The organism is Agrobacterium tumefaciens, from assembly GCF_005221325.1.
GTDB lineage: Bacteria > Pseudomonadota > Alphaproteobacteria > Rhizobiales > Rhizobiaceae > Agrobacterium.
Genome location: NZ_CP039889.1, coordinates 1,334,297 through 1,356,763 on the forward strand (window position 1 = coordinate 1,334,297; position 22,467 = coordinate 1,356,763).

20 protein-coding genes are annotated in these 22,467 nt (G+C 60.4%); 8 read left to right on the forward strand and 12 right to left on the reverse strand.

Annotation, left to right across the window (positions count from 1 at the left end):
• Positions 1 to 8: 8 nt before the first annotated feature.
• Positions 9 to 1,088 (forward strand): ornithine cyclodeaminase, encoded by a 1,080-nt coding sequence (locus CFBP5499_RS20985; RefSeq protein WP_080828619.1) that lies wholly within the window; start codon positions 9 to 11, stop codon positions 1,086 to 1,088.
• Here the strand turns inward: CFBP5499_RS20985 and CFBP5499_RS20990 are convergent.
• The 5 genes from CFBP5499_RS20990 to CFBP5499_RS21010 all read right to left on the reverse strand — a co-directional run bounded on the left by CFBP5499_RS20990 (position 1,085) and on the right by CFBP5499_RS21010 (position 6,573).
• The gene (locus CFBP5499_RS20990) at positions 1,085 to 1,969 is read right to left on the reverse strand and encodes a DMT family transporter (protein WP_080828616.1); all 885 of its coding nucleotides are present in this window, start codon (positions 1,967 to 1,969) and stop codon (positions 1,085 to 1,087) included. The two genes, CFBP5499_RS20985 and CFBP5499_RS20990, sit on opposite strands and share 4 nt — an antisense overlap.
• Before the next feature lie 364 nt (positions 1,970 to 2,333).
• Positions 2,334 to 3,326 (reverse strand): inositol 2-dehydrogenase, encoded by a 993-nt coding sequence (gene iolG / locus CFBP5499_RS20995; RefSeq protein ID WP_080828612.1) that lies wholly within the window; start codon positions 3,324 to 3,326, stop codon positions 2,334 to 2,336.
• Positions 3,327 to 3,541: 215 nt separating this feature from the next.
• Positions 3,542 to 4,786 (reverse strand): adenylate/guanylate cyclase domain-containing protein, encoded by a 1,245-nt coding sequence (locus CFBP5499_RS21000; protein WP_080828609.1) that lies wholly within the window; start codon positions 4,784 to 4,786, stop codon positions 3,542 to 3,544.
• 227 nt (positions 4,787 to 5,013) lie between these two features.
• Positions 5,014 to 5,244, reverse strand: a complete 231-nt coding sequence (locus CFBP5499_RS21005) for a helix-turn-helix domain-containing protein (RefSeq protein WP_080828606.1) — start codon at positions 5,242 to 5,244, stop codon at positions 5,014 to 5,016.
• A 213-nt stretch (positions 5,245 to 5,457) separates the two neighbouring features.
• The gene (locus CFBP5499_RS21010; RefSeq protein WP_080828603.1) at positions 5,458 to 6,573 is read right to left on the reverse strand and encodes an RHE_PE00001 family protein; all 1,116 of its coding nucleotides are present in this window, start codon (positions 6,571 to 6,573) and stop codon (positions 5,458 to 5,460) included.
• Positions 6,574 to 6,797: 224 nt separating this feature from the next.
• Here CFBP5499_RS21010 and CFBP5499_RS21015 point away from each other — a divergent pair, with 224 nt between their 5' ends.
• Complete coding sequence (locus CFBP5499_RS21015; RefSeq protein ID WP_175416905.1) at positions 6,798 to 8,102, forward strand: MFS transporter; 1,305 nt, start codon at positions 6,798 to 6,800, stop codon at positions 8,100 to 8,102.
• 63 nt (positions 8,103 to 8,165) lie between these two features.
• Here CFBP5499_RS21015 and CFBP5499_RS21020 read toward each other — a convergent pair whose 3' ends face one another.
• The 5 genes from CFBP5499_RS21020 to CFBP5499_RS21040 all read right to left on the reverse strand — a co-directional run bounded on the left by CFBP5499_RS21020 (position 8,166) and on the right by CFBP5499_RS21040 (position 13,538).
• On the reverse strand, positions 8,166 to 9,503 hold the full coding sequence (locus CFBP5499_RS21020) for a sensor histidine kinase (RefSeq protein ID WP_080828593.1): 1,338 nt from the start codon (positions 9,501 to 9,503) through the stop codon (positions 8,166 to 8,168).
• Positions 9,504 to 9,523: 20 nt separating this feature from the next.
• A complete protein-coding gene (locus CFBP5499_RS21025) occupies positions 9,524 to 10,177 on the reverse strand; it encodes a response regulator transcription factor (RefSeq protein WP_080828591.1) in 654 nt (217 codons plus the stop codon).
• Between the two features lie 66 nt (positions 10,178 to 10,243).
• Positions 10,244 to 11,911 carry a phosphoethanolamine transferase gene (locus CFBP5499_RS21030; protein ID WP_175416840.1) on the reverse strand — a complete coding sequence of 556 codons (1,668 nt, stop codon included), beginning with the start codon at positions 11,909 to 11,911 and terminating at the stop codon, positions 10,244 to 10,246.
• A gap of 195 nt (positions 11,912 to 12,106) precedes the next feature.
• Positions 12,107 to 12,370, reverse strand: a complete 264-nt coding sequence (locus tag CFBP5499_RS21035) for a spike base protein, RCAP_Rcc01079 family (protein ID WP_080830154.1) — start codon at positions 12,368 to 12,370, stop codon at positions 12,107 to 12,109.
• A 256-nt stretch (positions 12,371 to 12,626) separates the two neighbouring features.
• Positions 12,627 to 13,538, reverse strand: coding sequence for a LysR family transcriptional regulator (locus CFBP5499_RS21040; RefSeq protein WP_080828588.1), 912 nt, complete (start codon positions 13,536 to 13,538; stop codon positions 12,627 to 12,629).
• Between the two features lie 158 nt (positions 13,539 to 13,696).
• Here CFBP5499_RS21040 and CFBP5499_RS21045 point away from each other — a divergent pair, with 158 nt between their 5' ends.
• The 6 genes from CFBP5499_RS21045 (at position 13,697) to CFBP5499_RS21070 (ending at position 20,866) form a co-directional block, all read left to right on the forward strand.
• Positions 13,697 to 15,859, forward strand: coding sequence for a TonB-dependent siderophore receptor (locus CFBP5499_RS21045; RefSeq protein ID WP_175416841.1), 2,163 nt, complete (start codon positions 13,697 to 13,699; stop codon positions 15,857 to 15,859).
• Positions 15,860 to 15,887: 28 nt separating this feature from the next.
• Positions 15,888 to 16,790, forward strand: coding sequence for an iron-siderophore ABC transporter substrate-binding protein (locus CFBP5499_RS21050; protein ID WP_175416842.1), 903 nt, complete (start codon positions 15,888 to 15,890; stop codon positions 16,788 to 16,790).
• On the forward strand, positions 16,787 to 18,751 hold the full coding sequence (fhuB, locus tag CFBP5499_RS21055) for a Fe(3+)-hydroxamate ABC transporter permease FhuB (RefSeq protein ID WP_080828585.1): 1,965 nt from the start codon (positions 16,787 to 16,789) through the stop codon (positions 18,749 to 18,751). The genes CFBP5499_RS21050 and fhuB overlap by 4 nt, the downstream gene beginning before the upstream one ends.
• Before the next feature lie 34 nt (positions 18,752 to 18,785).
• A complete protein-coding gene (locus CFBP5499_RS21060; RefSeq protein WP_080828581.1) occupies positions 18,786 to 19,595 on the forward strand; it encodes an ATP-binding cassette domain-containing protein in 810 nt (269 codons plus the stop codon).
• A gap of 247 nt (positions 19,596 to 19,842) precedes the next feature.
• Positions 19,843 to 20,370 carry a DUF992 domain-containing protein gene (locus tag CFBP5499_RS21065; protein WP_003498285.1) on the forward strand — a complete coding sequence of 176 codons (528 nt, stop codon included), beginning with the start codon at positions 19,843 to 19,845 and terminating at the stop codon, positions 20,368 to 20,370.
• A 97-nt stretch (positions 20,371 to 20,467) separates the two neighbouring features.
• Positions 20,468 to 20,866: a c-type cytochrome gene (locus tag CFBP5499_RS21070; RefSeq protein ID WP_175416843.1), complete on the forward strand. Its 399-nt coding sequence runs from the start codon at positions 20,468 to 20,470 to the stop codon at positions 20,864 to 20,866.
• Positions 20,867 to 20,869: 3 nt separating this feature from the next.
• Here CFBP5499_RS21070 and recX read toward each other — a convergent pair whose 3' ends face one another.
• The gene (recX, locus tag CFBP5499_RS21075; RefSeq protein WP_130932541.1) at positions 20,870 to 21,460 is read right to left on the reverse strand and encodes a recombination regulator RecX; all 591 of its coding nucleotides are present in this window, start codon (positions 21,458 to 21,460) and stop codon (positions 20,870 to 20,872) included.
• Between the two features lie 71 nt (positions 21,461 to 21,531).
• Positions 21,532 to 22,452: an SMP-30/gluconolactonase/LRE family protein gene (locus tag CFBP5499_RS21080; protein ID WP_080828574.1), complete on the reverse strand. Its 921-nt coding sequence runs from the start codon at positions 22,450 to 22,452 to the stop codon at positions 21,532 to 21,534.
• Positions 22,453 to 22,467 lie beyond the last annotated feature (15 nt).

Genomic DNA, 22,467 nt, shown 5'->3' on the forward strand with positions numbered 1-22,467 from the left:
GAAAAGCGATGACCGTGATACCAAACCTCAATATCGTGCCTTTCGTCAGCGTCGATCACATGATGAAGCTGGTGCTCAAAGTGGGGATCGATACGTTTCTGCGCGAACTTGCCGATGTGGTGGAAGAGGATTTCCGCCGCTGGCAAAGCTTTGACAAGACCCCGCGCATCGCCTCCCATTCCAAGGAGGGTGTCATCGAGCTGATGCCGACCAGCGACGGCACGCTTTACGGCTTCAAATATGTCAACGGCCACCCGAAGAACATGAAGGAGGGCCGCCAGACCGTGACGGCCTTCGGCGTGCTTTCCGATGTCGGCAATGGTTATCCGCTGCTTCTGACCGAAATGACGATCCTGACGGCGCTGCGCACCGCCGCCACCTCCGCCGTTGCGGCGAAATATCTCGCTCGCCCGAATGCCCGCTCGATGGCCATCATCGGCAATGGCGCGCAGAGCGAATTCCAGGCGCGCGCCTTCAAGGCCATTCTCGGTATTGATACGCTGCGGCTGTTTGATATCGACCCTTCCGCCAGTGAAAAATGCGCCCGCAATCTCGCCGGGCAGGGTTTTGCCATCAAGATCTGCGGCTCTGCCGAAGAGGCGGTCGAAGGGGCTGACATCATCACCACGGTCACCGCCGACAAGCAATATGCGACGATCCTGACCGATAACATGGTCGGGCCTGGCATCCATATCAATGCCGTTGGCGGCGATTGCCCCGGCAAGACGGAACTGCACCGGGACATTCTGCTGCGATCGGATATCTTCGTCGAATATCCGCCGCAGACGCGCATCGAAGGCGAAATCCAGCAATTGCCGGCGGATTATCCGGTCACCGAGCTCTGGCAGGTCATATCAGGTGAAAAACAGGGGCGGGCGGGCGACAGGCAGATCACGCTGTTCGACAGCGTCGGTTTCGCGACGGAGGACTTTTCGGCGCTGCGATACGTGCGCTCGAAACTGGCTGCCACCGGGCTTTATACCGAGCTGGATCTGTTGGCTGATCCGGATGAGCCACGCGATCTCTTCGGGATGCTGCTACGCTGTGAGGCGGCTCTCGTCCAAACCGGTGATCGCCAGCAGGCTTAATTAGCTTCCCGGCGGTTCCGGCGGGCAACCACATGCTCCCGCCAGATGGTGAAGAGGCCGGCGGCAATAACGATCGCCGCGCCGATGACCATGTTAGACGTCACCACCTCGCCATAGATGGTGACGCCGATAATGGAGACGAGCACCAGCTGGTAATAGGAAAAGGGCTGCACGGAGGCTGCATCCGCCAGTTCAAACGCCTTTATCAGGCAATAATGGCCGCTCATGCCGGTAATGCACAGCGCCAGCATCCATCCCCAATCCTGGGGAGCGAGATTGACCCAATAAAACGGGCCGACCAGCGTGAGCGCCGCTGCGCCGGCCACACCGGTGTAAAAAAAGCTGGTCATGGCTGAATCGCTCTTGCTGCCGAGACGGGTCAGGACGCTGTAGAGCGCAAGCATGAAGGCGGCCACGAAGGTGATGATCAGCTTGTTGTCAAAACCTTCGCCATCCGGTTTGAGGATGACGAGAACGCCGATGAAGCCGACAAAAATGGCGCACCAGCGCCGCCAGCCCACATGTTCTCCCAGCAAAGGCATGGACAGTGCCGCGACGATCAGCGGTGCCGAGGCGAGGATGGAATGGCTATGCGCCAGCCCGACGACGGCGAAGGAGAAGATGGAAAAAACGATCTGCACGGCAAGTAGCACACCGCGGCTGATCTGCAGCCAGGGACGGTTTGCCATGACGGCGCCGCGGATGCCGCCGGCCGACCTTGCGGCCATCAACAGAACGAAGACGGCGAAGGCCCAGTATCGCAGCATGGCGACGAAGACGGGCGGATAGGCGGTGCCCAGATGTTTCGATATGCCATCCTGCGCCGCAAAGATCGTGAAGGCGACAAGCGCATAAAGAAAACCGGTCCTGGCTGATGACATAAGAAAACCGCTATCCGACTGCCGCCGGCAAAAGAGTATTCGGGGTGAATGAGGTGGGTATCAGCCAGATGTTACGGCCGAACCTTGTCAGACAACCTTATTTTCCGAATAGCTGCCATGCAAGTCCGGACGCCGGTTTTTTAGAAGGGTAAATTGCCGGCTCGGGCTGTGCTACGGAATTCTTGGGGTCAATGATGGCAATGAAAAATCGTGGCAATCACGCTTACGTCATCCTCGGGCTTGTCCCGAGGATCTGCAAACGATTGATTTTATTCGACGTGATTAGATCCTCGGCACAGGGCCGAGGATGACGTTGAGAGAACGGCAGCCTTCGCCGCCGATTCGGTCCCGAGCTTACGGCCTCTCAGCCGATCGTCACTGCCGTCTTCGAGGTCACGGACTTCAGCGCGGCATCTGCGAGTTTCAGCGCGATCAGCCCGTCCTTGATGGAGGGCGAGGGCGCGACATTGTTTTCGATGCTGTCGATGAAGGCGGTGATTTCCGCCGCATAGGCCGCCGTGTAACGCGTCATGAAGAAATCATGCAGCGGCGGGCGGGTATAACCTTCAGCATTGGCGATTTCGATGGAAACCGGACGCTGGTTTTCGGCCGCTGCCGAGCCTTCCGAACCGTGCACCTCGATGCGCTGGTCGTAACCATAGGTCGCGCGGCGCGAATTCGAGATGACGGCCTGCCTGCCGCTTTTCGTCGTCAGGATGATGCTGGCGCTGTCGAAATCGCCAAGCGCGCCGATCTCAGGATTGACGAGAACCGAACCGGTGGCGAACACGCTTTCCACTTCCTCGCCGAGCAGGAAGCGGGCCATGTCGAAATCATGAATGGTCATGTCGCGGAAAATGCCGCCGGAAACCTTGATATATTCGGCCGGCGGCGGGCCGGGATCGCGGCTGGTGATGGTGACCATTTCCACCTTACCGATGCGGCCATCTTCGATTGCCTTGTGAACGGCCTGGAAATGCGGGTCGAAACGGCGGTTGAAACCGAGCATTACCTTCGCGCCGGTTTCCTCGACCACCTTGGCGCAGGCTTGCGCGCGGGCGACATCGAGATCAACGGGCTTTTCGCAGAAAATCGCCTTGCCGGCGCGGGCGAAACGCTCGATCAGGTCGGCATGGGTGTTGGTCGGCGTGCAGATGATGACGGCATCGATCGTCTTGTCGGCCAGCACCTCGTCAATCGTGCTCACCTTGCACTGCGCCTCGCGGGCGATGGCTTCCGCAGCACCGGCCATGGCGTCGACAACGGCCACCAGCTGCGCACGGCTGTCGGTGGTGATCGCCTTGGCGTGGACCTTGCCGATCCGTCCAGCGCCGAGCAGTGCCAATTTCGTAACCATCTTTCCTCCGGTTTCTCACACCCGTCTCTCACTCCCGGAGAGACAGAATATGAATGCAATATGGAATATATGTTCTATTTTGCTAGATCGACATCACGGATGTGTCAAGCGTTTTGACAGGGGCGAGGGGCGGGCAGCACGTCGACAAAGTGAAATCCCCCGAGCTGCCAAAAGGCCGCACGGTGGACGCGGGATGAAGGGGCCCGGCGATCGATTCAGGACGAGATCGTGTCCGTCTCCGGCGGAAGCGCATAGACTTCGACGGGGGTTTCGAGACCGCGCAGAAGCCAGGGGCCGAGATTTTCCAGCGCGTCGCGGTTCCCGGCCATGCGGACGAATTCTTCGGAGAAAAGCACGTTGCGCCCGGTCTCCTTGGTCAGCGTTTCCAGCCGTGAGGCGATATTCACGGCGGGGCCGATGACGGTGAAATCGAGGCGGGTTTTCGAGCCGATATTGCCATACATGACATCACCGACATGGACGCCGATGCCGTAACCCAGGGGATCATGGCCCTTCCGGCAATTGATTTCATTAAGCGCGACGAGACCCTTCTGCGCGCTGGCAATGGCTTTCAGCAGATTTTCGCAGGCCTTGGGGTCGCTGAGGGGGAAAATCGCGAGCAGCCCATCGCCCATGAATTTCAGGATTTCACCGCCGGCTTCCTCGATGGGATCGCACATGGCGTCGAAATAACCGTTCAGAAGCTCTATGACATCGTCGCGCGGCCAGAGGTCGGAAATATGGGTGAAATTGCGCAAGTCGCAAATCAGGATTGCTGCGCCCACCGTTATGCCGCTACCTCGTGTCGTTGCGCCATTGAGGATTTTTTCACCCGCATGCGGCCCCACATAGGTCTCGAGAAGGGTGCGCGTCATGCGGTTCTTTAGACGAATCTCGCTCACCAGCGCCAGGGCGGGCAGAAGGTTTTTCAGGGCGAGGACTTCCGCTTCCGTAAAGCCGCCCGGCCGGTCGCTGGAGAAGGTGGCGACATGGCGCTTGCCGAAGGTGTGTTCGATCGGCCAGGCGCAATAATCAGTCAGCCCTTCGGCCCGCAGTTCTTCATAGATGGTATAGCCCCGCTCGTCGATTTCCTCGCCGGTGAGCCGGTGGCGGACTTCGGTGGCGCCCTGGTGAATGTCGTTGATCGGGCTATTGAGATATTCGGGGGAGTTTTCCATGCCGTAGCCATAGGTGGCGATATCGGCGACGGGCAGGCCGGCTTTCCACAGAATGCGCGCGCCGAGCCATTGCGGATGGCGAATGCGGAAAGCAAGCACGCCCCTTGCGACGGAAACTCCGCTCGCCCGCAGCCTGTCGCAAAGCTCCACGAATATCTCGTCGATAAAACGTTCATCCTTGGTGCCCGTCACGAGCCAGTCAAGGATTTCGGTCCTCTCCACAGGCCACAATTCGTCCACTGCGGAAGAAACCCGTTCTTCGGTGTCAAAGCTTAGTGTCATGGCAGGATTCCGGAGGTTGTTGCCGCGCTCGTACGGGCGAAGTCATGCCCAACATGGCCGCTCGTGAACCCCATGTGGGGCCGGATAACGAAAATGTTAAGAGAGCGCTGTAGAAAATGTTCCGGAAGAGATCGGTGGCCCTAAGGGCATGCGCGCCGCCCGGATGTTCCCGTGAACATCGTCCCCGGCGGCGCTTCAGAGTTTTGGTGACCGTTCGTGCCGGACGGTCAGATGACGGTTTCGACAGGAATATGCAGGGCGGCGGCAACGCGGCGGATGCGCAGCGGATCGCTGTCGGTGCCGTCTTCCAGCGCACGGATTTCGCTGGTGGTCAGGCCGCAGGTGATGGCAAGCTGTTCGACCGTGTAGCCGGCAAGCGTGCGCGCCGTCAGGACTTTTTTTGCAAAAGGAGCATCGGTTTCGTGATCGGAATCAGGTTGTGTAATTGAAATTGTCATTATTGCATCTCCCTCATGATGGACACTTAAATGCGGGCGGCACAGAAAAGTTGCCGGGCCGAATGCGACCGCGTTGCCGGAGAAGAAATCGTGCTGCAACGCAGCGGGGAACATAGACGCTTCGCCCACCTACGCAATAGTTAAATTTTGTTAAGATTCGTGATCGCCGCATTCCTGCGTCGTTTTCCGGGCCTTTGCACAGTGCGGTGACGGCTAAAGCATACCCCAGGCGCGAAAACGGCCGCGACCTGTGACTTCCCGTAATTCCAGCTGCTTGGCGAGGCCGATTGCCCCCTGCGGCGTGGTGCCGAGTTCCTTGACGATCATCGCCGCCGAGACAACCGGCCGCGAGACGACGAGCTCCACCAGTTCGGGCAGCCGCGAGGAGGAGCGTCGGCCGGCCAGCTTTCGCATCATGCGCTCCCTTGCGTGGCTCAGCCGGTCATGTTCCTTCAGGCTGGCCTGTGCCGCCTCGTAAAAGCTGTCGAGCAGGGCTGCGAGGCGCTGTGTCTGGTTTCTCGCGTGCCGGCGTTCCCGCGGCACGGCGCGAAGACCGGCGCTCAGCGCCGGCAGGTGATCTGGCGTGACCGCGCCTTCACGCAGGAAAGCGGAGGCCAGAAGCCGCCCGAGCCAGGGGCTGCGCTGCAGCACCTCGATCATGTTCCAGGCATCGAGCAGAATGGCAGCGCGAAGAATTGCGGGCAATTCCTGCGTGCGCGCATGCACCTCCCACCATTCCTTCAGCCGTTCATCCTCGTCCCAGTCCGGTTCGTTGATGATGTCATGGCTTTCCTCCCTGCGTATCGTCGGAAGCGCGTTGCCGGTGGTGATGGCATCAAGGGTTGCCGAACTTCGCGCCAGCAGCGCATCCAGCTCGGAAAAGGCGCCATCCAGCGCCGTTTCTCCCACGGCGTCGGCATCTTCCTCGGGTGATCGATCCATCGTTTCTGCTAGCGGCGCGGCGGTCTCCGCGCCAGCGGCGGCGACCTTGCCCCTGAGCCTGGCAAGGCCGGGCGCGGTGAAGGCCCAGCCGGCCGCGTTGGAATAGATCAGCCGTCTCGACCGCAGAATCCGGTGTGCCGCTGTCATTTCATGGCTTGGTGCCCGCACATCCATATGGGCATCATGCAGCACCAAATCTTCCATATGGACGAGTTCACCATCCACCCACATGGAGGAAATGGCGTCGGTGAAATCCTGTCTTTCGATGAAGCCCTGTTTCATTGGTGAGCGGCTGATGCGCTCATCCAGCCGCGCCAGCGCTTCGCCCGCACGGGCGGCGGCGATGAGGAGCTTTTCGATCTGGATGTCCGATATGTCGTAAATCATTGATATTTTTTAGTTTGAGCGCGGGCGGCTTACAAGGCTGATCGGAATGGCGCGGCTTTAATTTTTCCTGTTGCAAGCGCCCTGCCATGCTGCAATGCGGCATAAGCTTGCGCATTGCAGCATGGCGGGTATATACCCCCTACCCAAGAGCGACAAATTATCACACCTTCCGTTCGCCCTTCCATCTCCAGACGAAGATGAATTGGAGTTTACCCGTGAATATTATGGCAAATGGTCCCGCCACCGCGCCGGATCAGAAAACCCGTTTGAAATCGATTATCGGCGGCTCGGCGGGCAACCTCGTCGAATGGTATGACTGGTACGTTTATTCGGCCTTCACCCTTTATTTCGCGCCGGTCTTCTTTCCCTCCGGCAACCAGACCGCCGAATTGCTGAGCGCGGCCGCCGTCTTTGCCGTCGGATTTCTGATGCGGCCCATCGGGGCGTGGTTCATGGGCACCTATGCCGACCGCAAGGGGCGCAAGGCGGGCCTCACACTCTCCGTCACGTTGATGTGTCTCGGTTCGCTTCTGATCGCGATCACGCCCGGCCATGAGACGATCGGCATTGCAGCACCTGCCATTCTGGTTTTCGCCCGCCTTTTACAGGGCATCAGCGTCGGCGGCGAATATGGTGCGAGCGCCACCTATCTCAGCGAAATGGCCGGCAAGAGCCGCCGTGGCTTCTTCTCCAGTTTCCAGTATGTCACGCTGATTTCCGGCCAGCTTCTGGCGCTGGCGGTGCTTCTGGTGCTGCAGCGGGTTCTGACGCCGGAACAGCTCGGCTCCTGGGGCTGGCGCATTCCCTTCTTCATCGGCGGCCTGCTGGCAATTGCGGTGTTTTATATCCGCCGCGGCCTTGCCGAAACGCAATCCTTCGAAAACGCCAGGACCGATGAAGCGCACAAGCCGAAATCCAGCGGCTGGGCGCTGTTCAAACACTATCCGCGGGAAGCGCTGATGGTCATGGCGCTGACCTCAGGCGGCACGCTCGCCTTTTACGCCTATACAACCTATCTGCAGAAATTCCTCGTCAACACCTCGGGCTTCAGCAAGGAAAGTGCCACCGAAATCACCACGGCGGCGCTGTTCGTCTTCATGCTGTGCCAGCCGCTTGCCGGCGCGCTGTCGGACAGGGTGGGCCGCAAGCCGCTGATGGTCGGATTCGGCATTCTCGGAACCCTGTTTACCTATCTCATCTTCAGCACGCTGGCGACGACGACGGATCCGATCATGGCTTTCGTTCTGGTTCTGGTCGGGCTTTTGATCGTCACCGGTTACACCTCCATCAATGCGGTGGTGAAGGCGGAAATGTTCCCCGCCCATATCCGCGCGCTCGGCGTTGCCCTGCCCTATGCGCTGGCGAACACCATATTCGGTGGGACGGCGGAATTCGTGGCTCTGAAGTTCAAGCAGATCGGCCATGAAAACTGGTTCTTCTGGTATGTAACGATCATGATCGCGCTGTCGCTGGTGGTCTATGTGAAGATGCGCGATACGCGCGATCACAGCCATATCCACGAAGATTGAGCCTCAGCGATCCCCACCCATGAAAGCCCCGTCCTGCCGGCGGGGCTTTTGTTTTCAGCCCATTCAGGCCGTTTCGACCGGAAGGATCACGCGGGCTTCGAAACCATCCTGCCGGCCGGGAACCGGAGAGGAAAGCATCAGCTCTCCACCTGCCTGTTCCACCAAGCTTTTGACGATGGCAAGGCCAAGCCCGGTGCCGTCAGCCGTGGTCTGGCCTCGGGTGAAGCGTGTGGTCAGCTTGGGTAACAAAGCCGGGTCGATGGCAGGCGCGGAATTGACGATGCGGATCGTGCCGTCCGTTTCGGCGACAACCTGCACCGGGCTTTCCGCGGGACTGTGGATCAGCGCGTTTTCAAGAAGGTTACGGATGATGATGCCGAAGGCATCCGCGCCGATCCGACAGGGCAGGCCGCCTTCACAGCGATTGTTGAAGCGGATGCGGGATGTACCGATCGCCGTTCTGCTCATGTCGTCGATGACGAGTTCGAGCACGGGGATGAGATCGCTTGTTTTGTCGGTCACCCCGATCTTCGCTTCCGCCCGCGACATTTGAAGCAGTTTTTCGGCGAGATGCGCGAGATGCTGCAGGGATTTTTCGATATTCTCGACGCGTGGCGCCAGCTCCGGCGGAATATCGGCATGCAGCCTCTGCGCCTGCGCCAGCGCGCCGGCAATCGGCGTGCGCAATTCGTGGGCGCTGTTGGCGGTGAATTCCCGCTCGGCCTCGATCGTCGATCGCAGCCGCCCGAGCAGCAGGTTGACCGAACGGGCGATGGGGTGCAGTTCTGCCGGGAACGGCTGGGTCGCAAGCGGGGCGAGATTGCCGCCGTCTTTTTTGCCGATTTCGTCACGCAACGTCTGCACGGGTTGCAGGGTTCTGCGCACAACGACGATGACGGCGAAAATGCTGGCCGGAATGAGAATGAGCACAGGCAGCATCAAGGCGGTGCCGGCCTCTTCGATCGCCTCGCGGCGATTGGCGAAGGCATCGGCCACCTGCAGGAAATAATTGCCGTCGGGCGAGGCGACCGTGAAGATGCGCTGCGACGATGTCTCGGAAAAACCGGGGTCAAGCGCGACTTCGAAAGGCTCCGTCGAACTGTCATGCGAGTGCAGCACGACCTGGCCCTCCCGGTCGCGAACCTGATAGGTCAGATATTCCACCCCTTCCGCCGACTGGTTGAGTTTTTGTGCGGCCGGTGCGGTATTGTTTTCGCGCAGGTCGTCCAGAAGAAGCGGCAGCAGCCTTTCCGAAGTTTCTTCGAGGCCGGCATCGAAAATCTCGGCAAATTCGTCCTGCATCACCATGACGCCAAGCCCGCAGGCGAGTAGCCAGGATATGGCGACAACGCTTGTCAGCGCCGTCACGAGTTTGCGGGTCATGCTGGTCGGTCTGGCCATCTCTGCTGCCTGCGGTTCGTCTACTTGATAGTGTAGCCGACGCCGCGCACGGTTTCGACGCGGTCATGGCCGATTTTCTTGCGCAGCCGGCTGATATAGACCTCGACCGTGTTGCTCTCTATTTCCGCGCCGAATTCATAGAGCGTGTCGTGCAATTGCGCTTTCGAGACGACCGCGCCGGGATGTTCGACCAGCTTTTCCAGCACGGCCCATTCCCGGGCGCTCAGCGTCTGCGCCGCGCCGTCAACGGTGATGTTGCGCGCCACCTGGTTGATCTCGATGCCGGGCAGGCGGATGACGGGTGCGGAGCGGCCCTCGTAACGGCGCGAGACCGCCAGCATGCGCGCCGAAAGCTCGTTGAGATCGAAGGGCTTGACCAGATAGTCGTCGGCCCCGGCATTCAGCCCGGCAATCCGGTCGGAGACCTGGTCATGCGCCGTCAGGATGATCACCGGCGTTGCGTCCTCGCGCTTGCGCAGGGTTTGCAGAAGGGTGATGCCCTCACCGTCAGGCAGTCGCATGTCAAGCAGGATCAGGCCGTAACCCATGGTCAGCGTCGCCGCCATGGCGTCGCCCAGCGTCTTGAACCAGTCAACAGCATGGCCAGCCGCCCCGACATGGTCTCGCAGCGCCTCTCCCAGCACATAATCGTCTTCAACAAGCAGAACTCGCAAGACAGCTCCCTCTATCGCGTCGTCTTGCGTATCTCTTTGTCCGGATAAGCGTCAAGCACTGTCTGTTCAGTTCGTCTGCCGCCTGGTGCAGCCGCTGAAGACGTCAAGCGAGGGGTCGTAGACCGACGTCGAGACGCCCATCATGCCGAGGATGCTATGGAAATAATTGTCATGCGAGCGCCCGCCCTCTGCAGCGCTCCTTGCCAGGCAGGCTTTGTCCAGCCCCATGGATTTGGCGAAATCATCGTCGAACCAGACGAGAAACGGCACATGGGTCTGCTGGGCAGGCGCAAGCAGATAGGGCGCGCCATGCAGGTAGACGCCGTTCTCGCCCAGGGATTCACCGTGGTCCGAGGCATAGATCATGCCCGACGCCAGCTTGTCGGAGCGTGCCTTGAGCTTGTCGATCACGGTCGAGAGGAAGTGGTCGGTGTAAAGAAGCGTGTTGTCGTAGGAGTTGACGATCTCTGCGTCGGTGCAGTTGCCAAGCTCGGCCGTGCGGCAATCCGGGGTGAATTTGCGGAATTCATCGGTGTAGCGCAGATAATAGGTCGGCCCGTGGCTGCCCATCTGATGCAGCACGATTACGCTGTCCTTCTTGACGTTGTCGAGCCACGCATCGAGCTTGTCGAAAAAGATATCGTCGCGGCATTCGCCGCCGGTGCAGAAGCGGCTGTCATTGGTGGAGGGCAGGTCGAAATAGGGGATGCGGTCGGCGACATTCTTGCTGCCGGTATTGTTGTCCAGCCATGTGGCGCCGACGCCGGCATGGACGAGGACATCCATGAGGTTTTCATTGGCGAGCGCCTTGCTGCGGCTATATTGCGAGCGCGTGAATTTCGAAAACATGCAGGGAATTGAAATCGCCGTCGCCGTGCCGCAGCTGGTGGTGTCGGGGAAATAAACCACGTTGCGTTTTGCGAGTTCCGGATTGGTGTCGCGCCCATAACCGTTCAGGGAAAAATTCGCGGCGCGCGCGGTCTCGCCGGCCACGATGACGGTGATGCGCGGCTTCTGCACACCCCCAAGTGCCGGCAGGAGTTTCGCGTCCTTGCCGATGGGGCTCACCTGTATTTCGGCTTCCTGGCCGGCCTGGGTGAAATAATGGATGGTGGAGATCATCGGCGACAACGGGTTGACGCTTTTGACGATATCCTTGTGCTGGCGGATGGCTGTGGTGAAGGTCTTGGAATTCGCAAAGCTGATGATGCCCGCAATGGTGAGGCAGATCAGGATGCTGATGGTGTTCCACAGCAGCTTGTCGAGGATCGGCCGATGCCGGATGCGGACGGCGGTGATGAGAACGGACGGCACCAGCCCGTAAACCGCCATATGAAGGAGAAAGTCGGGGGTGATCAGGTTGCCGGCTTCCGCCTGCGTCGTTTCCATGGCGTTGCGGATCATGTCGCTGTCTATGACGATACCGTAGCGATCCATGAACCAGGAGGCCGCCGCCGCCGCAAAGACCAGCAAGATCAAGAACGGCTTGATGATATATTTGGCGGAAAAAATGATGATGAGGGCACCGAAAAAGGCGGCCATGGCGAGGTAAAGCGCTGCGATGGCAACCGGATAGGCCGAAAGATAGGTATGGACCTTCGACCAGAAGGTGCGGTTCGTAAACAGCAGCAGATAGGCCGCCGTCAGCAGACTGAGCGCCACGCTGCCGATTTCCGGCCGAAACGTTGTTGTTCCCGTCGCTTTCGAGGTCAAAAGAGCCACTATCAGATCCACCAGATTTCCGCTCGGCCGATGGCAGCGAAGAAAATGCGGAAACGCCGCAGTCCAGGTCGCTGCACGGCCCGTTTGGTGGCGGATGCCCGATTTGGCTGACATCAACCTGAATGCTTGTCACGAAAGTGTCATATCGCATCGAATTTCCCGAGAGGGTTGTGTTTCAGGTTGATGACGGATCACGAGAGGCGGGGCCTAATTGAGCCCCACGATGCCGGTGGCGGTGGTGCGCGTTGATAATACCCGCGTGGCTCTCACCGGCAGCAGGCTGCCCGCCGGCAGGTTCTGGAAGGTCACCGTCGCGCCTGAAAGCAAGGTGAGGCAGAGATGGCCGGCATTGCCCACATAGACGGCGCGCGTGGGGGAAGAAAGCGGGTTCACATCGTCAGGAACGACATCGAAGGCGTGGGATGCCGGGGATTCGAGGCCTGCCACATGGTGTTCGTAAGTCTCAGCCATTTTTGTCTCCTGTAAGTCGAAATCTGCCGTGATTATGCGGCGCGCCGGAGCGACGGGGAAAAGCGGGGAGGAGAAAATAGTCCGGCCGAATTCCACTCTCGTTTCCGGCCTGCCGATGAGTGCGGTGTTTTTCCCGCAATCTCATGCGATTGCGCCGTATCGGCCTGTTGCCATCGATACGTCACAAAAAGGATGGGGCTGATTCTTCGTCCACGGGCCCGGCAGGCGGGCACGCGTACTCCCGACAAGGCCCGCCTTAGCTGCGGGCGTGGAGAATGAAGGCCCTGACGGCGGGCGAGGCTTCCGTTTTCCGGTGGGCTATGGCGAGGTCGGACGTGGTGGCGCTTGCGGTAAGCGGCACGTAGCGCACGCCGGGAAGCCTCAGGCAATCGAGCGAGCGTGGCACCAGCGCGACGCCGAGGCCGATCGCCACCATGCTGGTAATGGTGGTGTAGTCCCGGCCTTCCGGGTTGATCACTGGCTGGAAACCCGCCTCGTTGCAGGCCTCTATCGTATTGTAGTGAAAGCCGACGTCCGGCGGCTGCCGCGGCGTGATGAAGGTTTCTGCGGCGAGGTTCTTGAGATCGAGTTGCAGCGCATAGGCCAATGGATGGTTCTCCGGCAGGGCGGCCATCAAGGGTTCGCGCAGAACCACATGGGTTGTGACGCCTTCCGGGATCGGCGCGGGCGGGCGGATGAAGGCGAAATCCAGATTGCCATCGGCGATCTTGGCCAGTTGCAGCCGCATTTCCATCTCGATGAGTTGCAGCTCTACGTCCGGATGGGAGGCGCGGAAACTGGCGATGGACTGGATCAGCAGGCCGGAATAGGCAGCGGAGGCGACATAACCGATGGAGATGCGGCCGGTCTCGCCACGGCCGACACGTCTGAGTGCGGCAAGTGCCGCCTCGGCATTGGCAAGGATTTTCCGGGCATCCTCGTAGAGCAGCTGGCCCGATGTCGTCAGCTTCACCGAGCGGCGCGTCCGGTCAAGCAGAGGCATGCCGACAATATCCTCGAGCGCCATGATCTGCTGGCTCAAACCCGGCTGGGCAATGCCGAGGCGGGCGGCGGCACGCTCGAAATTGCGCTCATCCACCAGCGTGGTGAAATAGCGCAGGTGCCGCAGCTCGAATGTATCGGCGCGGCCTGCCGGTTTCCTGCCCATCGTCACGGCCTTTCCCGGTAGATTTGAATAATTCCAAGCTATTATCGATGCGATTTTTCATAATCAATAGTTATGAAAAAAACCGGCTACACTTATTGGATCACAATCTGCACCTTGCGTAATAAGATGACTTAAATTCTCCAGAAAAAAACCGCTTCATGGCGGCGCGGGTGATGAAGGGTATTGGCGTGCAGGGAAAATCCAAACACATTTCCATTCTGGCTGGTGGTTGCGCCGCCATTGCCTATGTGGCGTTTCTGGCCCCCGCTGCTGCCCTTGCTCAGGAAGCCGGAACGACGGTGCTGCAAACCATCACCGTGGAAGGCGCCAAAAACCAGGATCCCAAGGCGCCGGTGAAAGGTTATGTGGCGAAAACCAGCGCCAGCGCCACCAAGACGGGCCGCGCGCTGATCGAGACATCGCAATCGGTCTCTGTCATCACCAAAGACCAGATGGATGCGCAGAATGTCCGCACTCTCAGCGAGGCGCTGAATTATGTGCCCGGCGTCGTCGCGCAGCCGTTCGGCTCCGATCCGCGTTTCGATGCGCCGCGCATTCGCGGCTTTCAGGGGAACCAGCTGCAGTTCCTCAACGGCCTGCGGCTGATGCGCACGGCCGGTGCGCCTTCTTATGAGGTCTACGGTCTGGAGCGGGTGGAAGTCATTCGCGGGCCGGCTTCGGTGCTTTATGGTCAGGGTAATCCCGGCGGTCTCATCAATCTCGTCAGCAAGCGGCCGACATTCGAGCGTTTCGGCGAAGTGGGCGCGCAGATCGGCAGCTTCGATTATTACCAGTCGATGTTCGACATCGGCGGCCCGGTGGCGAATAGCGACAGTTTCGCCTATCGCCTGACCGGCCTTGCCCGCAATGCTCACACCCAGACGGACAATCTGCAGAACGACCGTTATTTCATTGCCCCGGCGCTGACATGGCAGCCGGATGAGGACACGAAGCTGACGGTTCTTGCCTCGTATCAGCACGATAATCCCAGTTCGCCCTCCGGCCTGCCGGCGGCGCTGACTTATTCGCGGCCGGGCAACATGCTGGATCGCAGCTTTTATGTCGGCGATCCCTCCTTCGACACGTCAAACCGTAAATTCACCAATATCGGTTATGAATTCGAGCACCGTTTCGACGAGACCTTCACCTTCCGGCAGAATGCGCGTTATTCCAATTTCGACTGGTCCTACCGGGCGCTCGGCATGTCTTCGACCAGCGGTGGCATGATCGGCAATCTCATCCGCCGCAACGCGACGTTCCAGGACGAGTTGCTGAACACCTTCAACATCGACAACAGCCTGCAGGCGGATTTTTCCACGGGGCCGATCAACCATACCCTGCTCGTCGGGCTGGACTACCGCTATTTCGACAATAACGTCAAAACCGAATTCTGGACCGCGACGCCGCTCAACCCCGTCAACCCTGTCTATGGCGGGCCGATCAGCCTGACCCCGCGCACGCTTTATGCCGATGTGAAGACGGATATTTCCCAGATCGGTCTTTATGCGCAGGACGAGATGGCGATAGAGAACTGGCGCATCACCGCCGGCCTGCGGCAGGACTGGGCAAGCACCAGCGGCACCACATTCAACGGCTCGACCTACCGCGCGCTCGACAAGGACGACCACAAGCTGACGGGCCGCGTCGGCGTCAGTTACCTTTTCGATGGCGGCTTCGCGCCCTATGTCAGCTACGCCACCTCCTTCGAGCCGGTGCCGCAGCCGGCTGTCGGCGATGCGCCGAAGCCCACCACGGGCGAGCAGTGGGAGGCGGGCATCAAATACCAACCTGAGGGTTTCGACGGTTTCTTCTCCGCCGCGATCTACGATCTGAAGCAGAAAAACGTCACGACGACGGTGGGCGGTGTAACGCAGCAGATGGACGAGGCGCGCGTGAAAGGCCTCGAACTGGAAGGCGTCGCAAGCCTCACCGACGGGCTCGACCTGCGCGCCGCCTATACCTACATGGACAGCGAGGTGTCCGGCCGTGTGAATGATGGCAAGGAGCTTGATAGCACGCCACGGCACGCCGCAAGCCTTTGGCTGGATTACACCTTTGCCGAAGATACCGCGCTTGAGGGTTTCGGCATCGGAGGTGGTGTCCGGTATGTCGGAAAGCGTTACGGCGACGCCGCCAATACCTTCGAAATGAAGGGCCTCGCTTTGCTCGATCTCGGTGTGCATTACGAGAAAAACGGCTACCGCGCCTCGCTTCAGGTGCAAAACTTGACTGATAAAGAATATATTTCTAGTTGCTCCACTTTCGGATGCTATTACGGTGACGGAAGAACGGTTATGGGCAAGCTGACCTATCGTTGGTGACGCCATATCAAAGTGAAGCAGCAGGGGCATGACGCGCAAGGATCGATGGATGTCCCCCCTCTGGGGGCGGCGGGAATTTTTGGGCCTGCTCGCTGCTTCAGCCTTTGCCGGCTCGGCACGGGCACAGGCAACCCCGCGCATTGCCGCCATCGACTGGGCCATGCTCGAAACCTCAGTGGCGCTCGGTATCATGCCGGTGGCGGCGACCGAGCTCATCCAGTTCCGTGCGGGTGCGGTCGAGCCTGATATCCCCGAAAGCGTCGCCGATCTCGGTCTGCGCGGCGCGCCGAATTTCGAGCTTCTGCAACTCACCCGGCCCGATCTCATCCTGATTTCGCCTTTCTACACACGTTATACCGGCAGGCTGGAAGCGATCGCTCCGGTGTTTTCGCTGCCCTTTTACGTGAAGGGCGAGCCGCCGTTCGAAAAGGCGCTGGCGGCGGTCACCGCGCTTGGTGAAAAGCTCGGGCGCGCCGGGGAAGCGCGCAAGGTTCTCATCGAAACCAACGCCGCCATGCAGGCCATGCGGACCCGTCTTGCCGGTTTTTCCGCGCGGCCGACCTATGTCATCAATATCGGCGATGCCCGGCATTTTCGCGCCTTTGGTGCGGATAGCATGTTCGGCGATGTCCTTGACCGGCTGGGACTTGCCAATGCGTGGGTGGACCGGTCACAATTCACCTTTGCGGCGCCGGTGCCGCTTGAAAATCTTGCCGCTTCGCCCGAGGCACGTATCGTCATCGTTTCCGATATTCCGGTGGAAGCCCGCGAAAGCCTGCGCAACAGCGCCATCTGGCGCGCACTTCCGGCGGTGCGGCAAGGCCGGGTGGTGACGCTCGGCAACGTCGGCCCCTATGGCGGCATCACCGCCGGCATGCGGTTTGCGCGGCTTCTGACCGAGGCGCTGACGGCGCAGGAGGAAGCCCTGTGACAGTGCGGCCTCTCCCGTTTTTCTTCGGGCTTCTGTTTGTTTTCGCCTGCGGCCTTTCCCTGCATGCCGGCCTGCAGCGGCTGCCGCTCGGTGCTTGGCCGGGCCTGCCATTCGATGCCGCATCCATGTCCATGGATCAGATCATCTTCGCTTTCAGCCTGCTGCCGCGCGCAGCGGTCGCCATCCTTGCGGGTGCGATGCTTGGCTTGTCAGGTGCTCTTTTCCAGCAATTGCTGCGCAATCCGATTGCCGATCCTTCGACGCTCGGCATCTCGGCCGGCGCGCAGCTGGCCATCGTCATCGCCGCCCTGTTCTTTCCTTCGGTGCTGGATGGCAACCGCGCATTGGTGGCGCTCGCCGGCGCGGCTGCTGCGGCTGGCATCGTCTTCCTTCTCGGCTGGCGGCGCTCCTTTGAGCCGGTGACGATGGTGGTATCCGGGCTGCTGGTCGGCATCACCGCCGCGTCGGTTTCCGCGGCGCTGACGCTGGCGCAGGGCGAATATCTGATGTCCCTCGTGGTCTGGAACGGCGGCTCGCTCAGCCAGCAGGACTGGTCGAACGCCGTTATGCTCGTTTTTCAGCTTCTCGCAGGGCTTGCCCTCACGGGCTTGCTGATAAAGCCGTTGACGGTTCTCGGTCTTGGCGATGCTGGTGCGCGATCGCTTGGCGTATCGTTGTTCTCAATCAGGCTGGCGGTCGCCGCCGTTGCGGTCGCGCTGGCTGCCTTAGTTGCCTCAGTGGTCGGCCTTGTCAGCTTCATCGGCCTTGCCGCGCCGGCGCTCACCCGGGCGCTTGGTGTGCGGCGGTCATCCTCCGTACTCTTGGTTTCACCACTGCTGGGCGGTCTGCTCCTCTGGTTCTGCGACGGCCTCGTGCAGCTTCTGGCGAGTACGACGGCGGAAGTTTTCCCGACGGGAGCGGTGACGGCTCTGATCGGCGGGCCGCTGCTTTTATGGCTACTGCCGAAAATCCGGCCGACAGATGTGCATCGTGGTGAAGGCGTCGATCTTGCCACAAGACGCAGGCTTGCGGCTCTGCTGCCGGTGCTCATCATCATGGCCGTGCTGGTGTTTGCCGCACTCGCCATCGGCAAGGGGCCTGAGGGCTGGACAATGCTGAAGGCCGGTGACCTGCAAACTCTTCTGCCCTTCCGCTGGCCGCGGCTGGTGGCCGCCATAGCTGCCGGCGGTCTTCTCGCCATGGCAGGTGCTCTTTTGCAGCGACTGACAGGCAATCCCATGGCAAGCCCGGAGGTCATCGGCGTCAGCGGTGGCGCCGGCCTCGGTTTTGCCGCCGCCATCACGATTTTTCCGGCGGCGGGTCTGTTCGAACTGTTTTGCGGCGCCGGCATCGGCTCGGCGGTCGTCATGATACTCGTGCTGTTCTTCGCCGTGCGCCGGCATCTGGCGCCGGAAAAAATCCTGCTTGCGGGCATTGCTGTCAGTTCTCTCTGCTCGGCGGTGCTTTCGGCGTTGCTTGCCATCGGCGATCAGCGGGCGTGGCAGATTCTCGCCTGGCTCAGCGGTTCGGGTTCGACGGCAACCCCGGCTTCGGCGATCTTTCTCGCCATTCTTTCCGTCGTGCTTCTGGCAGCTGCCCTCTCGGTGACGCGCTGGCTGATGATCCTGCCGCTCGGCCGTGACGTGCCGCTTTCGCTTGGCCTGCCGCTCAACGCCGCGCGCGTCGCCGTCATCACGGTGGCGGGCATCGCCACCGGAGCCGCCTCGCTGCTCGTTGGCCCCTTGAGTTTCGTCGGGTTGATGGCCCCGCATATTGCGCTGCGCGCCGGCTTCACCACGCCGCGCGATCATCTGCTCGCCTCTTTCCTGTTCGGTGCGGCGCTGATGGCGCTTTCCGATCTCGGCGCGCGAACGGTCACCTTTCCCTATGAACTGCCGCTCGGGCTTTTTGCGGCTCTGGCCGGCGCGCCTTACCTGATCTGGCTGTCAGGCAGGCGATGATGTTTTTTCCAGTCGATTTACGGAGATGAAAACCATGGGTCAGGCAGCGAATGCGGTCGCTCACGACGATATGCCGCTTTTTTCTCTTGATGGCGTCACCATGGAAGTGCCGGGCAGGACTTTGCTGCAACCCCTGACGGCACGTTTTGCGACCGGCAAAACCATCGGCCTCATCGGCCATAACGGTTCGGGAAAATCGACGCTGCTCAAGATTTTGGCGCGCATGCAGGAGCCGACCGCGGGCAGGGTTTCGTTCGAGGGAAAACCGTTAAATGCCTGGGGCAATCGCGAATTCGCGCGCAAGCTCGCCTATCTGCCGCAATATACGCCGGCCGCCTCTGGCATGCTGGCCAGTGAACTGGTGGCGCTCGGCCGTTATCCCTGGCATGGCGCGCTGGGGCAATTCAGCAAGGCCGATCAGGAGAAGGTGGACGAGGCGATCGAACTCACCGATACCGTCGCCTTCCGCGACCGGCTGGTGGACACGCTTTCCGGCGGCGAGCGCCAGCGCGTGTGGCTTGCCATGCTGGTGGCCCAGAATGCCGAAAGCCTGCTTCTCGATGAACCCATCTCCGCGCTCGACATGGCGCACCAGCTCGAGGTGCTGTCTCTGGTGCAGAGACTGTCGCGCGAAAAGGGCCTGGGTGTCATCGTCGTACTGCACGATGTCAACATGGCAGCTCGTTTCTGTGACGAGATCGTCGCGCTGCATTCCGGGCAACTGATCGCGCGCGGAACGCCGCGGGAGATCATGACGCCGGAGACGCTGGAGCGCATCTATGGCGTGCGCATGGATGTCATGACCCATGCCGCCACCGGCCTTCCCGTCGCCTTGCCGCTTTGAGATGTTGCAGCAAAACAACGGCCGGAAGCGCTTGTTGTTGATGGTGATTCCGCGCGCATTTACCGCCCTAACAATGTCTTAATGCCAGCCTACCGCCATCAGACATTGTTAACTGTTCCGCTTTCATCGCCTCCAATTAAGTTGTTTTGGATCGATTTTTCGGAACAAACGTTAACAGTGCGGAATTCAATATCCGGAGAGGGCAAGAAGGGCTGCTGCGGGTAGGAATAAAACAGGAGAAAATCAGATGAAAAAGGCTGTTGCCGTAACTTTTGCCGCATTGACGATGGGCCTTGGCGGAACCGTATCCGCACTCGCTGCCGACCTTGCAAGATATGAGCCGGCTCCGCAGGAGCAGGACGATCGCAACGGCGTCAAGATCGGTTACCTCACCTGCGATATCGGCGGTGGCGTCGGTTACGTGATCGGCTCGGCCAAGGAACTGGATTGCACCTTCCAGTCCACCATGGGCGCGCGTCGCACGGACCATTACACCGGCGCCATCCGCAAGATGGGTGTTGACCTCGGTTTCACCACGCAGGGCCGTCTGGTCTGGGCCGTTTTCGCCCCGACCGCCGGTTACCACCGTGGTTCGCTGGGCGGCCTCTACCAGGGCGCTACGGCTGAAGTCACCGTCGGTCTCGGCGTCGGCACCAACGTTCTCGTTGGCGGCACCTCCGGCTCCATCCAGCTGCAGACGGTCAGCGTGACCGGTCAGGTTGGCCTCAACCTTGCCGCGACCGGTACGTCCGTGACGCTGACCGCCATGAACTGATCGGCGAAGTGCCCGGTGCTTTAACCGGGCATTCTGTCGCATGTCAAAACACGCCCTCTTCGTTGTCAGACGGAGAGGGCGTTGTATTATCCGGGCCATGATTTCCGTGTCCAGACAAGCTGCGGCCGTGACCGCGTCTTTCCTCCTGCTTGCTGCAAGCGCGTTTGCCGAGGGCGATGCGGCGCATGGCGAGAAGGTTTTCAGCCGCTGTTCCACCTGTCATAGCGTGGATGCGCCGCGCACCCGCATGGGGCCGCATCTGATGGGTGTGGTCGGCAGGCCGATGGCTTCGGTGGCCGATTACGGCCATTATTCGCAGGCGCTACAGGACGCCGGCGCGGCTGGCCGGGTCTGGACGGAAGAAGAACTGCAGAAATTTCTCTCCAGCCCGAAGAAGGCGATACCCGGAAATGCGATGCGCTTTTTCGGGCTGTGGAGCGAAACCGATATTGCCGATCTGATCGAATATCTGAAGACTCATCCCCTGCCGCAATAAATGTCAGAGGGGAGCGTGGGAGAGGATGTCTTCCGCCTCTTCGAAGCTCATCGCCATCACTTTTGCGCCGATCTCAAAGCCGAAGCCATTGCGGGCGAAAGCGGAAAATTCCTTGGCCTTGCGTTTCTCGTCCGGTTCGACACGGCGATAAGGCCCGAAAGCGCGTTTGCGCGCGAAAATGACGGCGGCGATGAGATCGTTGGTCTCCTGCAACGCGGCCGTTGCCGTTTCCCGGGCGATGCCCTTGATCTGGAGTTTCTGCGCCAGCCCACGTTTCGACTTGCCGCTGCGCTGGCCGCTTCGCACGGTGATTTCCGCATAGGCGGTATCGTCGATCGCCTTGATGCCATAAGCGAAGGTCACGGCAAATTCGCCAAGCGCCTTCACTTGCGCCGGGCTGATTTCCTCGAATTTTTCCCGCGCCTTGCGCATGATGGCGTCGCGCAGCTGCTTTTCCGTCATCATGCGCTGTTCCAGCCGGTAGAGAGCGGAATTGCGCGCCCAGGAGCGCATTCGGCTGGTGGGCTCATTGGCCTGCGCGTCGCCGTCGAACTCCATATCGTCAGTCAGGAAGGGGCTGGAATCGTCACTCATGGCGCATTTATAACGCGCTTGAGCCGTCTTGCCAGTTCCTTCCCGGTCTGAATTCTCCTGATATCAGCGTTTCAGGGCGTCAGTGCGCCGGTTGTGGCGACATAGACCGAATAGAGCGATTTGGTTGCGGTGATGAACAGGCGGTTCTTCTTCGGGCCGCCGAAGGTGAGGTTCGCCACCGTCTGTGGCACCTTGATCTTGCCGATGAGCGTGCCATCGGGCGCGAAGCAGTGAACGCCATCGCCAGCACTGGTCCAGAGATTGCCGGCCGTATCCAGGCGGAAGCCATCCGGCAGGCCGTTGTCGAGATTGCAGAATTCCCGGCCGTTGGCGAGCTTCACGCCATCCACCACGTCGAAGACGCGAATGTGGCGCGGGCGGGAAACGTCATGGCTGTAGGAGCTGTCGGCGACATAAAGCTTCGTCTCGTCAGGTGAGAATGCAAGGCCGTTCGGCTGCACGAAATCGTCGATGGCGATGTCGATCTTTCCGGTTGCGGGGTCGAGCCGGTAGACATTGCGGGTCTTCTGTTCCGGCTCGGCCTTGTAGCCCTCGTAGTCGGAGAGAATGCCGTAGGTGGGGTCAGTGAACCAGATGCTGCCGTCGGATTTGACGACGACATCATTGGGTGAGTTCAATCTTTTGCCCTCGTAACTGTCGGCAAGAACGGTGATCGAGCCATCGACTTCGGTGCGGGTGACGCGCCGGCCGCCATGTTCGCAGGAGACAAGTCGCCCCTGCCGGTCGCGGGTATTGCCATTGGTGAAGTTGGAGGGCTGACGGAATACCGAGATACCGCCATCCGGCACCCAACGCAGCATGCGCTCGTTTGGGATATCGCTGAACAGCAGGCAGTTGAGATCGGCAAACCACACCGGGCCTTCGGCCCAGCGGCAGCCGGAATAAAGCTCTTCCAGTTCCGCATTGCCGACGATCAGATGGCGGAAGCGGTCATCGTGGATTTCGTAAGGGGAGGTCTTGTCTGTGGTCATGAGCGTGGTCCGCTT